The sequence below is a fragment of the Mesorhizobium sp. genome, assembly GCF_004962925.1.
Classification (GTDB): domain Bacteria; phylum Pseudomonadota; class Alphaproteobacteria; order Rhizobiales; family Rhizobiaceae; genus Mesorhizobium.
Map to the genome: position 1 here is coordinate 15,452 of NZ_SUEO01000062.1, position 12,823 is coordinate 28,274.

A 12,823-nucleotide genomic window follows, 5' to 3' on the forward strand; every position below is an offset into this window, starting at 1 on the left:
GGATGGAGCCGATCACGCCGGCAAGATCGCCGGCGTGATCGGCTCCATCCTAGTCGTCGTGTTCATGTTCGTGGCCTATGGCTTTCTCGGCTTCATCGCCAACATCGCGCTGGCGGTGCATGTGGCCATGATCATCGCGTTGTTGTCATTACTTGGCGCGACACTGACATTGCCCGGCATCGCCGGCATCGTGCTGACCATCGGCATGGCGGTCGATTCCAACGTTCTCATCTACGAGCGCATCCGCGAGGAGCGACGAAACGGTCGCTCGGTAATCCAGGCGATCGACACGGGCTTTTCGAAAGCGCTGGCGACCATCGTCGATTCGAACGTTACCTCGCTGATCGCGACCGTGGTGCTGTTCTGGCTCGGGACCGGGCCGGTGAAGGGCTTTGCCGTAACCTTCGCCATCGGCATTCTGACGACCGTCTTCACCGCCTTCACCTTCACCCGGCTGCTGGTGTCGATCTGGCTTCGCCGCGCCCGCCCGAAGGAGTTGCCGCGCGCGCCGGTGACGTTCGTCCCGGCGGGCACGAGAATTCCATTCATGGGCATCCGCCGCTGGACATTCGCGCTGTCCAGCGTGCTGTCGGTCCTGTCGGTCGTGCTGTTCATGACCGTCGACATCAATTACGGCATCGACTTCAAGGGCGGTTCGCTGATTGAGGTGCAGGCCAAGAATGGCACCGCCGATATTGCCGACATCCGAGGCAGGCTTTCGGAACTCAATATCGGCGAGGTGCAGGTGCAGCAGTTCGGCGACCCGAACGATGTGCTGATTCGCGTCGGCACGCAGGAGGGCGGCGAGAACGCCGAACAGACCGTCATCGACAAGGTGCGCGGCGAGTTGCAGGACAATTATGATTTCCGCCGCGTCGAGGTGGTGGGACCGACGGTCTCCGGCGAGCTCGCCAAGCAAGGCACCATCGCCATGCTGATCGCACTGCTCGGAATCCTGATCTATGTCTGGTTCCGCTTCGAATGGCAGTTCGCGGTCGGCGCCATCATCGCCACAGTCCACGATGTGGTCATGACGATCGGCTTCTTCGTCATCACCGGTCTCGAGTTCAACCAGTCGTCGCTTGCGGCGATACTCACCATCATCGGCTATTCGCTCAATGATACTATCGTCGTCTATGACCGTGTTCGCGAAGACTTGCGAAAATACAAGAGGATGCCGCTGCCACAATTGCTGAACAACGCCATCAACGAGACGCTGTCGCGAACGACGCTGACCTCGGTGACGACGATGCTTGCGCTGCTGGCGCTGGTGCTGTTCGGCGGCGAAGTGATCCGCTCGTTCACGCTGGCGATGCTGTTCGGCGTCGTCTTCGGAACCTATTCGTCGATCTTCATTGCCGCGCCACTACTCATCTTGTTCAAGCTGCGGCCGCAGACCACGACCTCCGATGAGGAGAAGCCGGTGGGCGGCGGCAAAGCCGTGGCAACCTGACGATTGCTGCGCCCGTGGCAAAAGGCATCGTCATCCGCGAAGCGCATTTCCCCGGCCGTGCGCCGATCGAGGCCTATGGCAATGGCGGGTTCCGTTTCGCCGACATGTCGCATCGCGGCTCGCTGCTGTGCCTGCCGTCGGGCATCTACGGCTGGGAGCCGGCCGATCCCCTGGCGCTGACGGCGGCGGATTTCGCCAAGCTGCTCAACGAGGCTGACAAGGTCGAGATCCTGCTGGTCGGCGCCGGCAAGGATCTCAGGCCGTTGCCGGCACCGCTGCGTGCCGCGCTGAAGGCGGCGGGCATTGCGTGCGATCCGATGTCGACGGGTGCTGCAGTGCGGACCTACAATGTTCTTCTGGCGGAAAACCGTGCGGTGGCCGCCGCACTGATTGCCGTCGAGTGACGTGAGCGAAAACGCCAAAATCGTCATGGAAACGGTGCGAGCCGCCGACCATGACCGCTATGTTTCCGCGCTCTATGCACCTGAGGACAAGCGCGGCGCACTGTTTTCGCTCTATGCCTTCAACGCCGAGATATCAGGCATCCGTGACCGTATCCGCGAGGCGCTGCCGGGCGAGGTGCGGCTGCAATGGTGGCGCGATGTCATCGCGGCCAAGGACGACGGGGCAGGTATCGGCCACCCAGTCGCGGACGCGTTGAAGGCGACGATTTCCGCCCACCGCCTGCCGAAACCCGCCTTCGAGAACATGCTCGAAGCCCGCATCTTCGATCTCTATGACGACCCTATGCCGTCGCGCACCGATCTGGAAGGCTATTGCGGCGAGACCGCAGCGGCGCTCATCCAGCTTGCAGCGATAGTGCTCGATCCCGTCGAGGCGCCGCGTTTCGCCGAGCTTGCGGGCAGGGCGGGCTGCGCACAGGCGATGACCGGCCTTTTGCTGCTGCTGCCGCTGCACCGCAAGCGCGGACAATGCTTTATCCCGGCCGACATTCTGGCAGCGGCTGGATCGTCGCCCGAGGAGTTCGTTGCGGGCGATGGCGGGCCGGGCGCGGAACGCGCAGTGGCGGCGATGATTGCGCTGGCGCGGGAGCATCTTGCGGCATTCGAGCAGGGCGCGCCGTCATTGCCGGTTTCGCTGCGCCCGGCATTTCTGCCGCTGGCCCTGTCGCCCGCCTATCTCGGCAAGTTGGAAAGTTCTCGTCATTCGCCTCTGAGCGGCGCGGCACGGCTTTCGGCCTGGCGCCGGCATTGGCTGCTGTTGCGCCGCGCGACGCGAGGCTGGCCAGACGCCTGAAGGCTGCCAAGTATGAAGGAATCCGGGGAGGAACGGAAAAACGGAAAGCCACCGCGATCTGGGTGAGTAACTGTCCATCACGATGGATCTATGCGGACGCGATGACCGCGGAGTGCTCGAAACAGTCCCGTTCGCAATCCTGGCGCAATGTAATGGCGCGGCCGGCCGCCACGAGGCGTATTGCCGATGCTCTGCGCCGCGCGAACGTGCAGAGACGATAGAAGCGGCCGGGGCTGGATGAGCGCCTCTTCGGCTACCTGCCTTCTTCACTGCGGACGAACGCCTGCCACCCTCATCCGTGAAATGCCGTGGTCTGCAAGCACCGCAACGACGCACAGTCCCAGAAAAAGTCCGGTGATGCCAAGCGCCGAGGCCGCGACGCTGGCCGCGCCGTTCTTGGCAACATCAAGGAACGGGTAGGGCACTTCGCCCGATATCGGCGCCCGCGCCAGCGCATAGGCCAAATAGGCGACCGGATAGATCATCCACCAGGAAATGTCGCGCCACCGCGTCGAGCCGTCGGCGCCTGCCACAAGCCACCACAGCACGAACAGAACTGGCGTCACATAGTGCAGCAGGACATCGCAGAGCAGGAACAGGCCCTGCGGCTGCCAAAGCTGCGCCAGGACGGTCGCATAGACGATGAAGACCAGGGTTATGGCAACCGCTATGCCGGCCCGTATCCGCGGCCCGGCAAAGGCTGGGAACCAGGCGTAGCCAGCGGGTGACAGCAGCGAAACATGCACGAGCACTGCGCCGATATTGGTCAGGATGGTGAAGAAGCTGAAGTAGAAGATCAGCGAGCCAACAAAACTGCGACCCGCTTCCATCGACGCCGGAACGGTGATGCAGATTTGCAGGACAAGCCCGGCCAGACCTATGACCAGACCGGCGATCTGCAGGAAGCGGGCCATGACGCTACGCCGCCGCACCACAGGCCGGGTTGCCTGTCTGCCAGCGCGCGATGTCCGAGCCGATGCGTGCACCGAGCGGCTCGTCCATCAGCGGACCGTAGACGTCGATGCGGCGTGAATTGCCTTGCGCCTGCACGACCAGCAACGGCTTTCCGCCATAGTGTTTGACCGGGACCAGCAGGAAGCGCGGTGTGCCGGTGAACGAATTCAGCTCATTGGCCATCTGATAGGGCTTGAAGGCGGGATCCTTGCTGGCGATCCAGCATTTGTGGGCGGCGATCGCCACCTGTTCCATGGCAAGCAGCGCCGCGCTCTTGCCTGAAGGCGCCGGCACGCTCTTCGGCTTCGATTGGCAGGAGGCGAGCACAAGGCCGGCAGCGGCGACGAGAGCGAGGCGGGCGATCGTCTGTCTCGGGCTCATGCGGCGCCTATTTCGAGTTCGGATAACGGAATGAATGCTGAAGATATCAGGCGGCGATGCCGAGGGCACTTTCGAACAGTGCCCGGCCGTCGCTGCCGCCATGTGCTGCTTCGATCAGGTTCTCCGGGTGCGGCATCAGGCCGAGCACATTGCCCTTGCCGTTGATGATACCGGCAATGTCGTTGATCGAGCCGTTGGGGTTGGTGCCTTCGGCATAGCGGAACACGACCTGGCCTTCGCCTTCGAGCCTGCGAAGCGTTTCGGCGTCGGCAAAGTAATTGCCGTCGTGATGCGCCACCGGCGAGCGGATGATTTGGCCCGGCTGATAGCGGCGGGTGAACATCGTATTGGCGTTGGCGATCTGCAGCTTGACCTGCCGGCAGACGAATTTCAGCGATGTGTTGCGCATCAAGGCGCCTGGCAGCAGGCCGGCCTCGACCAGGATCTGAAAGCCGTTGCAGACGCCGATGACCATGACCCCTTTGGCCGCCTTTTCGGCGACCGCCCGCATGACAGGCATGCGCGCGGCAATGGCGCCGCAGCGCAGATAGTCGCCGAAGGAAAAGCCGCCGGGGATGGTGATCAGGTCGACATCGGGGATTTCGGTGTCTGTCTGCCAGACCGTGACCGGTGGCGTTCCCGAAATCTTGGTTAGCGCCGCGATCATGTCGCGGTCGCGGTTGAGGCCAGGGAGAAGGACGACGGCTGATTTCACCTCAGGCGATCTCCACCGCGTAATTCTCGATCACCGTATTCGCCAAAAGCTTGTCGCACATAGCCTTGAGGTCGGCCTCGGCCTTGGCCTTGTCGCTCTCCGAAAGCTCGACGTCGAAAACCTTGCCCTGCCGCACTAGGCCGACGCCGTCAAAGCCCATCCCGGACAGCGCATGTTCGATCGCCTTACCTTGCGGGTCGAGCACGCCGTTCTTGAGGGTTACGGTAATGCGGGCCTTAATCACGCTGGACATGCTCCTGTTCGAAGTGTTGAGCGGCAAAAAAATTCAGTGCGGCTTGCCTTTGACGCCATCGGTCGAGGCGACGAGCACTGGTCCGGCGGGACGCGGCGGCTCGTTCTCGTTCATGATGCCGAGGCGGCGGGCGACTTCCTGATAGGCTTCGACCAATCCGCCCATATCACGGCGGAAACGGTCCTTGTCGAGCTTGTCTTGGGTCGCCACGTCCCACAGACGGCAGGAGTCCGGCGAGATCTCGTCGGCAACGACGATGCGCATCATGTCGCCCTCGAACAGGCGGCCGCACTCGATCTTGAAGTCGACGAGCTGGATGCCGACGCCCATGAACAAGCCGGAGAGGAAATCGTTGACACGGATGGCCAGCGCCATGACGTCGTCGATCTCCTGCGGGCTCGCCCAGCCGAAAGCGGTGATGTGCTCTTCAGACACCATCGGATCGTCGAGCGCGTCGGCCTTGTAATAGAATTCAATGATCGAACGCGGCAGCACCGTGCCTTCTTCGATGCCAAGACGCTTGGCCAGCGAACCGGCGGCGACGTTGCGCACGACCACCTCGAGCGGAATGATCTCGACTTCCTTGATCAGCTGCTCGCGCATGTTGAGCCGGCGGATGAAGTGGGTCGGAATGCCCATCCGGTTGAGATGGTTGAAGATATGCTCGGAAATGCGGTTGTTGAGCACGCCCTTGCCATCGACGATTTCGTGCTTCTTCTTGTTGAAAGCGGTCGCGTCATCCTTGAAGAACTGGATCAGCGTTCCCGGCTCAGGTCCCTCATAGAGGATCTTGGCCTTGCCTTCATAAATGCGGCGGCGATTTTTCATCTGATTTTTCTCTGGATTTCCGGGCAGGCGGCAAACGACCAGTTCCTGTCCGTCTGCCTAAATTAGTGCGGCAACGGTAGGGGTTCAATGCCGGTGTCTATCCCAATCGCACTGTTTGCTCAATCGGCAAATCCTTTCAATCAACCGCTTTCCGGAATGAAATGCCGCAGCGCAGCAAGTGATGTAGCATATTGACCGGCCCGCGGCCTTTTGGTTTGTGCTTCGGCAACACATATTCAACCGCCAGCGAATCGGATTTGACCGGAGGGATGCCATGATCGACATGAAAGACCGCGAAGAGGGCTTCGAGCGCAAATTCGCATTCGATGAGGAGCTTCGGTTCAAGGCTTCGGCGCGCCGCAACAAGGCGCTCGGCCTGTGGGCTGCCGAAAAGTTGGGCAAGTCCGGCCCCGATGCCGAAGCCTATGCCAAGCAGGTCGTCGTCGCCGACATCGAGGAAGCTGGCGATCACGACGTTTTCCGCAAGATCCGCAAGGATTTCGACGCAGCCGGCGTTGACCAGTCGGACCATCAGATTCGCCGCACCATGGACGATCTGATGGCGCAGGCGATTGAGCAGATCAAGAACACCTGATCTTTCTCTGAGCCAAATCGACCTGCTGGACCAATCGACCGCCCGGTCTATTCGGGCGGTTTTTCTTTGCCTTGCGGCCGTTTCCGGCTGAAACTGCTCTAATACCTCAAGTTTCGTATCGTGCTTTCCCGAGAACCGATCCCGGGCCGATGCGAGAGCCAAAAGGAAAGCGCTTATGTCCCTGAAGTCACGCCTGGCAGCGGATGAAACGCTATGTACCGCATGGTCCGGCGTGCCCGATGCCTTGACGGTGGAAATCCTTGCCAGACAGGGTTTCGATGCCGTCACGCTCGACATGCAGCATGGTGGACATCACGAGGACAGCGTGCTGCGCGGCCTTGGGCCGGTGCTGGCCGCCAACAAACCGGCGCTGGTGCGCATTCCGGTCGGCCGCTTCGACATGGCCAGCCGCGCGCTCGATTTCGGCGCCGAGGCGGTGATTGCGCCGATGGTGAATTCGGTGACGGACGCCAAGCTGTTTGCCGCCGCTATGAAATACCCGCCGCTCGGCGAGCGCTCCTGGGGCCCGACCTATGCCTTTCCGCGTCACGGCAAGGGCGACTACGCCGACTGGCTGCGCGACAGCAACGAGCGCACCATGGCTTTCGCGATGGTCGAGACGCGCGCCGCCCTCGATGCGCTCGACGGCATCCTCGACACGCCGGGTATCGACGGCATCTTCCTCGGCCCATCGGACTTCTCGATTGCCTGGTCGAACGGCGCCACGGTCAACGCGACGCTCGAAAGCATGATGGAAACCGTCGCCTCGATCGCCGAGCGGACACGCAAGGCCGGCAAGCATGCCGCGATCTACGTCGTCGAGCCGACCATCGCCGGCCGTGTGGTGTCGATGGGCTATCGGCTGCTGGCCATGGGCTCCGAGCATGCCCTGATCGGTCTGGGGGCAAAGACCCTGCTGAAAAGCGTCAAGGACTCGATCGGGTCCTAAAGCGCGTCGCGTCGAAGGGATTCACGCAACGCGCTTTAAGTCTTTGTTTTTGTGCATGTTGTTGTCCCAAAGCCGCTGCGCACTTTTTGGGCGACATGCACTAAAGGTCCGTCAGGAACTTCGCAAAAGTCATCGATCCTTCGGGCCACGGCCCGAAACCGGAATCCGCATTGAGATGCCCGGCCTCACCGGCATCGATGAACAGCGAGCCCCAGGCTCCGGCAATGTCCTCGGCGACGTCGAACGCGCAGAAAGGGTCGTTGCGGCTGGCGATCACGACCGAAGGGAATGCCAGCGGCTCGCGCGGGTAGGGGCCGAAGGTCATCAGGTGCCTGGGCTTTATCTTGGGATTGGCGACGTCGGGCGGCGCCACGAAGAAGGCTCCGGCGATCGGCCGCTCGAACTGTGGGGCTGCCTGGACTGCCGCCGCGACACCAAGCGAATGCGCGACGATGACGACCGGCCGCTCGGCCTCGTTGACCGCCTTGGCTACGCTCGCCGTCCAGTCCTCGCGCACCGGCTTCGACCATTCTGCCTGCTCGACGCGGCGTGCCGTCGACAATTTCGATTGCCAGCGGCTCTGCCAATGGTCGGGGCCGGAATTGGTGTAGCCCGGCACGATGAGAATATCTGCATCTCTGACTTTCATGGCGCGCATGTAGCGAGCGCCGCTACTTCACGCAACCATGTCGAGCCGGCCTGGCGATCAAAATGGTGAACACCATGTTCGCTTCTTGCCATCTTGTGTGAACGATTGCGATCGACGATCTGTCGTCGGGAAAAGAAACAGCCGTGTAAATGAGAACCAGGATTTTGGAACTGACACGACGTACAATGGTAGGTGGCGCCGGGCTCCTGGTTTTGGGGATCTCGTCGACGGCCGCCCAAACGGAGAGTTTGATGAGCGAACTGCCTTTTGCCGCCACGACCCCGGTCAGCGTTGCCCGCGTCGGGTTGCGGGCGCGCGATGCCGAAATTCTCGCTGCCTATTACCGCGACGTCGTCGGTCTGCGGGAACTGAGCCGCGCCGGCGGCACGATCACGCTGGGCGCCGCCAATCGTCCCTTGCTCGACATCGAGGCGGATGCAGCGGCGAAGCCAGACGATCCGCGCAGTGCCGGCCTCTTCCATACTGCCTTCCTATTGCCGAGCCGGGCCGATCTCGGCCGCTGGATCAACCACGCCATCGCCAACAAGATCGGCATCGAGGGCGCTTCCGACCATCTGGTCAGCGAGGCGCTTTACCTGACCGACCCTGAAGGCAACGGCATCGAGATCTATGCCGACCGCCGTCCCCAGGACTGGAAATGGAATGGCGACAAGATTGCGATGGCGACCGAACGGCTGAATATCCCCTCTGTCGTTGCCGAAGTGCCGGCCGGCGATGCCGGCTGGCAAGGCATGCCGGACAACAGCATCATCGGTCACATCCATCTGCGCGTCGGCAGGCCGGAAGACGCCGAAGCCTGGTGGCATCAGGAATTCGGCTTCGACACGGTGGCGAAATATGGTGGTGCAGCGGTGTTCCTGTCGTCAGGCGGCTACCACCACCACATTGGCGCCAATGCCTGGCAGAGTTCCGGCGCCGGCCGACGCGATCCTTCTCGGTCCGGCCTGGCCTGGGTAGAAATGCGTTCGGACAATGTGACTGATGCAACGACCCGCGAGGACCCATGGGGCACGGTAATCAGGACCGTTCCCGGCAAGGCTGATCTTCGAACCTGATGGTGCGCGCTGAGCAGGCTAAGACCGGTCCGCTCGGCCTCACGCTTCCCCGAACACGCGCTTAAAGATCGTGTCGACATGCTTGGTATGATAGCCAAGGTCGAATTTTTCACGAAGCTCGGCTTCGGGCAAGGCTGCGGTGACTTCCTTGTCAGCCAAAAGTTCCTCAAGGAAATCAGCGCCTTGTTCCCATACCTTCATGGCGTTGCGTTGCACCAGCCGGTAGGCGTCCTCACGGCTGACGCCTGCCTGGGTCAGCGCCAGCAGCACACGCTGCGAATGCACGAGACCGCGGAACTTGTTCATGTTCTTCAGCATGTTGTCGGGATAGACGAGCAGTCTGTCGATGACGCTGGTCAGCCGCGACAGCGCGAAATCGAGCGTCACCGTCGCATCCGGGCCGATCATGCGCTCGACCGACGAATGCGAGATGTCGCGCTCGTGCCAGAGCGCCACGTTCTCCATCGCCGGCAACGCAAAGGACCGCACCATGCGGGCAAGCCCGGTGAGGTTTTCAGTCAGCACCGGGTTGCGCTTGTGCGGCATCGCCGACGAGCCTTTCTGTCCGGGCGAAAAATACTCTTCCGCCTCCAGCACCTCGGTGCGCTGCAGATGGCGGATTTCCGTCGCCAGCCGTTCGATCGACGAGGCGATGACACCGAGTGTCGCGAAGAACATGGCATGACGGTCGCGCGGGATCACCTGCGTCGACACCGGCTCCGGCTTCAATCCGAGCTTTTTCGCCACATGCTCTTCGACATAGGGGTCAATATTGGCGAAGGTGCCGACAGCACCTGATATGGCGCACGTCGCAATGTCCTCACGCGCGTGCACCAGCCGCTCGCGGCAGCGTGAGAATTCGGCATAGGCTTGCGCCAGCTTGACGCCGAAGGTGGTCGGCTCGGCATGGATGCCGTGGCTGCGGCCGATGGTGACGGTATCCTTGTGTTCGAAGGCGCGACGCTTGAGCGCCGCAAGCAGGCCGTCGATGTCGGCCAGAAGGATATCGCTGGCGCGGGTGAGCTGCACGGCAAAGCAGGTGTCGAGAACGTCCGAGGACGTCATGCCTTGGTGGATGAAACGGGCGTCCGGCCCGACGAATTCGCTGAGATGGGTGAGGAAGGCGATGACGTCGTGCTTGGTGACGCGCTCGATCTCGTCGATGGCCTCGACGTCGAACTTCGCGGCCCCGCCCTTTTCCCAGATGGTCTTGGCGGCCTCCTTCGGGATCACGCCGAGCTCGGCCAGTGCGTCGCAAGCGTAGGCCTCGATCTCGAACCAGATGCGGAATCGGGTTTCGGGCGACCAGATGGCCACCATTTCCGGCCGGGAGTAGCGAGGGATCATCGGTCAGTCCTGACTTGCGAGGGCGTTCGCCCGCGTCCTAACAGAGGCGGACAAAATGCTCAACGCTGCTGCCGCGCAAACCAGATGCTGGCGACAGCGAGCGCGATGAAACCAAGCGGAAAATAAAGCCGGATGCCCAGAACGATGAATTGATAGAACGCCGTCGCCACGGTGTGCACGAACTGGATGGACCAGGCGAGGGTCAGTGCCGGTTCATGCCACTGGGCATAGTAGGAACGGTAGTGCAGCGCAAAGAGCCCGCCGGTGAAGCCGATCGTCGCGACGAGAAGACAGACAAACGCGGCCGCCAAGGCAACTTGCCAATGCCGTCCGAGTGAGACGAGCCGCGCCAGGAACAGGCCAACCGGAAAGGCGAGCGCACCGCCGGCCGCATAGAGCAACGAGACGAAGCGGATCTTTGCCGGGGTCTCCCAGTCGTCCAGCAGCAGGTTGACAAGCCCGCTGGTGCCCATCGCTGCGGCCCACAGCAGGGCGCCGCAAAGCGCTGCGCCTGGCGATGGCAAGGCCTTGTGGATACGATCCAGGACGCAGTTGCGTATGAAGGGGAGCGGCGTCACAGCCGGCCGGTCACCGCGATCCAGCGATAGTCCGGCCCTTCGAAGCCATATTGGCGCACCGCGATCAGCACGGCATAGGCGCTGAGGCCTTGCAACGAGAATGTCTGCACCGCGCCGATCCGGTAGCCGTTCGGGCAGCCTCTGCTTTTGGGGATCGACTTGTCCTCGTGCAGAAGCTCGGTTTTGCCGCCGTCTTTCGCCTCGATGCGCAGCAAGCGAAAGCCGTTGATCTCGCCCAGGCTCTGGCAGCTTTCGGTATCATTCATGCCGATCTCGTCGAGCCGGAACTCGAGCGCATCGTCGACCGGCGAAAAGATTGGCCGCGGGTTGACCACCATGCGGAACGGATCGGCCGAAAGTTCGGTCACCGGGTTGAAGCCGGCAGTGATGCCGCGGTTTGCGGCGAGTTCGGCCTGCTTAACGATGGCCTCGCCTTTTTGCCGGGCCTCAAGGCGCGCTGCGTCAAGCGTTACGCTCTCGTCGTCAAGCCGCACCTTGATCGGTGTGCCCTTGAGAAAACTGTCGTCAGCCGTGTTGATATAATAGCGATTGGCGTAGGGAAATCCCGATCCGTCCTGAATGCCGTACTCCTCGAAGGCGAAGACAGCGCCGTCCCCAGTGAAGCCGAGGATTTCAAGCTCGGCGACATCACCGGCACGCGCGGAAAATGAGGTTGCAAACTGGGCAAGGAGGGAAACGGCAAGCAGGACAAGGATTCTCATCGGATTTCCGTTTAGGCAGCCAGTGTTGTTTTCGATCACTATCACGACATCGTCAAAACGTCGTGCCCTCTGAGCAAAGCCGATGCATCCAATCGCGCCGTCATTTGTTATTGTCGGCAGCTTCAAATGGAGAACCCACAATGACCGATGCAGCCAAGATTCGCGAACATATGGAAGTGATCGGCGCCGACGGCGTTCATGTCGGCACCGTCGACAAAGTTGAGGGACAAAGAATCAAGCTGACCAAGCGCGACAGCGGCGAGGGCGCTCACAGGGGGCATCACCACTTCATTCCGCTCAGTCTCGTTGCCGAGATCGAGGGTCAGAAAGTGCGGCTGTCGGCAAATTCGGATGTCGCGGTCACCTTTGAGGAAGAAAAATCCGACACCACCTGATCACGGCCCATTTGATTATGGCAGCGCGGGTTCAGCGCGACGACCAGACTGGAAACAGGTCGCCGTCGGCTGGCGTTGCGGCAAAGACCCCACGGCTGATGGCGCGCGCCATGGTGGCGCCGGCTGCGGCGTAAAGGTCGATGGCGTCGTTGGGCGCCAGCTCGATACCGCTCTTGCCGGTCGCCAGCGCGAAAACCAGATCCCCGTCGGCCGGCGTGTGCGTCGGCCATATGGCGCGCACGAAACCGTCATGCGCCGATATCGCCAGGCGTTTGGCCGCGGCCTTGGTAAGGACGGCGTCCGTGGCGATGACGGCGATGGTGGTGTTGCCGCCCACTTGCCTGTCGCGAAATTTCAGCAGGATACTTTTCGCGTCCTCTGGCATCGGAAAGGGATAGCCAAGCCCGCCGAACTCGTCGCCGATCTCGAAGGGTGCGGCCCAGAAATGCCTGCTACGGGCGATCGTCACCGAGCCGGTCGGATTGACGGCGGCAAGCGCGCCGATGGTGACGCCGCTGTCGAGCACCGTCGAGGCTGATCCAAGGCCGCCCTTCAGGCCGGAACTCAGAGCACCGGTGCCCGCGCCGACCGTGCCTAGCGCAAAGTCGCTGCCGACTGCCTGTGCCGCCTCATAGCCGAGATCGCGATAGGGCGCATAGCGCCCCCAGTTC

The 12,823-nt window shown here is 62.0% G+C and carries 17 protein-coding genes; 7 read left to right on the forward strand and 10 right to left on the reverse strand.

What is annotated here, in order from left to right; genetic code table 11:
* From secF to E5W87_RS14755, 3 genes are all read left to right on the forward strand, one after another.
* Positions 1 to 1,453: protein translocase subunit SecF (secF, locus tag E5W87_RS14745; RefSeq protein WP_292398441.1), on the forward strand; the 1,453-nt coding region annotated here is incomplete at its 5' end.
* 14 nt (positions 1,454 to 1,467) lie between these two features.
* Positions 1,468 to 1,857 carry an Mth938-like domain-containing protein gene (locus E5W87_RS14750; protein ID WP_292398444.1) on the forward strand — a complete coding sequence of 130 codons (390 nt, stop codon included), beginning with the start codon at positions 1,468 to 1,470 and terminating at the stop codon, positions 1,855 to 1,857.
* A gap of 1 nt (position 1,858) precedes the next feature.
* Positions 1,859 to 2,710, forward strand: coding sequence for a phytoene/squalene synthase family protein (locus E5W87_RS14755; protein WP_292398448.1), 852 nt, complete (start codon positions 1,859 to 1,861; stop codon positions 2,708 to 2,710).
* A gap of 266 nt (positions 2,711 to 2,976) precedes the next feature.
* On the opposite strand, the gene E5W87_RS14760 is transcribed toward E5W87_RS14755, so the two are convergent.
* The 5 genes from E5W87_RS14760 to purC are packed head-to-tail and all read right to left on the reverse strand — an operon-like array spanning position 2,977 to position 5,841.
* Positions 2,977 to 3,624 (reverse strand): Pr6Pr family membrane protein, encoded by a 648-nt coding sequence (locus tag E5W87_RS14760; RefSeq protein WP_292398451.1) that lies wholly within the window; start codon positions 3,622 to 3,624, stop codon positions 2,977 to 2,979.
* Positions 3,625 to 3,628: 4 nt separating this feature from the next.
* Positions 3,629 to 4,045: a hypothetical protein gene (locus E5W87_RS14765; RefSeq protein WP_292398454.1), complete on the reverse strand. Its 417-nt coding sequence runs from the start codon at positions 4,043 to 4,045 to the stop codon at positions 3,629 to 3,631.
* Positions 4,046 to 4,091: 46 nt separating this feature from the next.
* The gene (gene purQ / locus E5W87_RS14770) at positions 4,092 to 4,760 is read right to left on the reverse strand and encodes a phosphoribosylformylglycinamidine synthase subunit PurQ (RefSeq protein WP_292398457.1); all 669 of its coding nucleotides are present in this window, start codon (positions 4,758 to 4,760) and stop codon (positions 4,092 to 4,094) included.
* 1 nt (position 4,761) lies between these two features.
* The gene (purS, locus tag E5W87_RS14775) at positions 4,762 to 5,004 is read right to left on the reverse strand and encodes a phosphoribosylformylglycinamidine synthase subunit PurS (RefSeq protein ID WP_292398495.1); all 243 of its coding nucleotides are present in this window, start codon (positions 5,002 to 5,004) and stop codon (positions 4,762 to 4,764) included.
* Positions 5,005 to 5,046: 42 nt separating this feature from the next.
* Positions 5,047 to 5,841, reverse strand: coding sequence for a phosphoribosylaminoimidazolesuccinocarboxamide synthase (gene purC, locus E5W87_RS14780; RefSeq protein ID WP_023674725.1), 795 nt, complete (start codon positions 5,839 to 5,841; stop codon positions 5,047 to 5,049).
* Between the two features lie 274 nt (positions 5,842 to 6,115).
* Here purC and E5W87_RS14785 point away from each other — a divergent pair, with 274 nt between their 5' ends.
* Positions 6,116 to 6,436: a DUF1476 domain-containing protein gene (locus tag E5W87_RS14785; protein ID WP_292398461.1), complete on the forward strand. Its 321-nt coding sequence runs from the start codon at positions 6,116 to 6,118 to the stop codon at positions 6,434 to 6,436.
* A 175-nt stretch (positions 6,437 to 6,611) separates the two neighbouring features.
* Positions 6,612 to 7,385: an HpcH/HpaI aldolase/citrate lyase family protein gene (locus tag E5W87_RS14790; RefSeq protein ID WP_292398465.1), complete on the forward strand. Its 774-nt coding sequence runs from the start codon at positions 6,612 to 6,614 to the stop codon at positions 7,383 to 7,385.
* A gap of 100 nt (positions 7,386 to 7,485) precedes the next feature.
* On the opposite strand, the gene E5W87_RS14795 is transcribed toward E5W87_RS14790, so the two are convergent.
* The gene (locus E5W87_RS14795; RefSeq protein ID WP_292398498.1) at positions 7,486 to 8,034 is read right to left on the reverse strand and encodes an alpha/beta hydrolase; all 549 of its coding nucleotides are present in this window, start codon (positions 8,032 to 8,034) and stop codon (positions 7,486 to 7,488) included.
* 251 nt (positions 8,035 to 8,285) lie between these two features.
* On the opposite strand from E5W87_RS14795, the gene E5W87_RS14800 reads away from it, so the two are divergent.
* A complete protein-coding gene (locus E5W87_RS14800) occupies positions 8,286 to 9,110 on the forward strand; it encodes a VOC family protein (protein ID WP_292398468.1) in 825 nt (274 codons plus the stop codon).
* Between the two features lie 39 nt (positions 9,111 to 9,149).
* Here the strand turns inward: E5W87_RS14800 and purB are convergent, their stop codons facing one another.
* From purB to E5W87_RS14815, 3 genes are read right to left on the reverse strand one after another with little or no spacing between them, the layout of a single operon-like run.
* Positions 9,150 to 10,457, reverse strand: coding sequence for an adenylosuccinate lyase (gene purB, locus E5W87_RS14805; protein ID WP_292398470.1), 1,308 nt, complete (start codon positions 10,455 to 10,457; stop codon positions 9,150 to 9,152).
* A 59-nt stretch (positions 10,458 to 10,516) separates the two neighbouring features.
* Positions 10,517 to 11,035, reverse strand: coding sequence for a hypothetical protein (locus E5W87_RS14810; RefSeq protein WP_292398473.1), 519 nt, complete (start codon positions 11,033 to 11,035; stop codon positions 10,517 to 10,519).
* Complete coding sequence (locus tag E5W87_RS14815; protein ID WP_292398476.1) at positions 11,032 to 11,757, reverse strand: DUF2259 domain-containing protein; 726 nt, start codon at positions 11,755 to 11,757, stop codon at positions 11,032 to 11,034. Before E5W87_RS14815 ends, E5W87_RS14810 begins: the two co-directional genes overlap by 4 nt.
* A 140-nt stretch (positions 11,758 to 11,897) precedes the next feature.
* On the opposite strand from E5W87_RS14815, the gene E5W87_RS14820 reads away from it, so the two are divergent.
* The gene (locus E5W87_RS14820) at positions 11,898 to 12,152 is read left to right on the forward strand and encodes a DUF2171 domain-containing protein (RefSeq protein WP_292398479.1); all 255 of its coding nucleotides are present in this window, start codon (positions 11,898 to 11,900) and stop codon (positions 12,150 to 12,152) included.
* 31 nt (positions 12,153 to 12,183) lie between these two features.
* Here E5W87_RS14820 and E5W87_RS14825 read toward each other — a convergent pair.
* On the reverse strand, positions 12,184 to 12,823 hold a 640-nt coding region (locus tag E5W87_RS14825; RefSeq protein ID WP_292398482.1), incomplete at its 5' end, for a P1 family peptidase.

Excerpts from the sequence above, each read along its gene's own strand:
- E5W87_RS14790 (WP_292398465.1), top strand. The coding sequence starts at position 6,612 with ATGTCCCTGAAGTCACGCCTGGCAGCGGATGAAACGCTATGTACCGCA.
- E5W87_RS14815 (WP_292398476.1), bottom strand. The coding sequence starts at position 11,757 with ATGAGAATCCTTGTCCTGCTTGCCGTTTCCCTCCTTGCCCAGTTTGCA.
- E5W87_RS14795 (WP_292398498.1), bottom strand. The coding sequence starts at position 8,034 with ATGAAAGTCAGAGATGCAGATATTCTCATCGTGCCGGGCTACACCAAT.
- E5W87_RS14785 (WP_292398461.1), top strand. The coding sequence starts at position 6,116 with ATGATCGACATGAAAGACCGCGAAGAGGGCTTCGAGCGCAAATTCGCA.
- E5W87_RS14760 (WP_292398451.1), bottom strand. The coding sequence starts at position 3,624 with ATGGCCCGCTTCCTGCAGATCGCCGGTCTGGTCATAGGTCTGGCCGGG.
- E5W87_RS14765 (WP_292398454.1), bottom strand. The coding sequence starts at position 4,045 with ATGAGCCCGAGACAGACGATCGCCCGCCTCGCTCTCGTCGCCGCTGCC.
- purB (WP_292398470.1), bottom strand. The coding sequence starts at position 10,457 with ATGATCCCTCGCTACTCCCGGCCGGAAATGGTGGCCATCTGGTCGCCC.
- E5W87_RS14800 (WP_292398468.1), top strand. The coding sequence starts at position 8,286 with ATGAGCGAACTGCCTTTTGCCGCCACGACCCCGGTCAGCGTTGCCCGC.
- purC (WP_023674725.1), bottom strand. The coding sequence starts at position 5,841 with ATGAAAAATCGCCGCCGCATTTATGAAGGCAAGGCCAAGATCCTCTAT.
- E5W87_RS14820 (WP_292398479.1), top strand. The coding sequence starts at position 11,898 with ATGACCGATGCAGCCAAGATTCGCGAACATATGGAAGTGATCGGCGCC.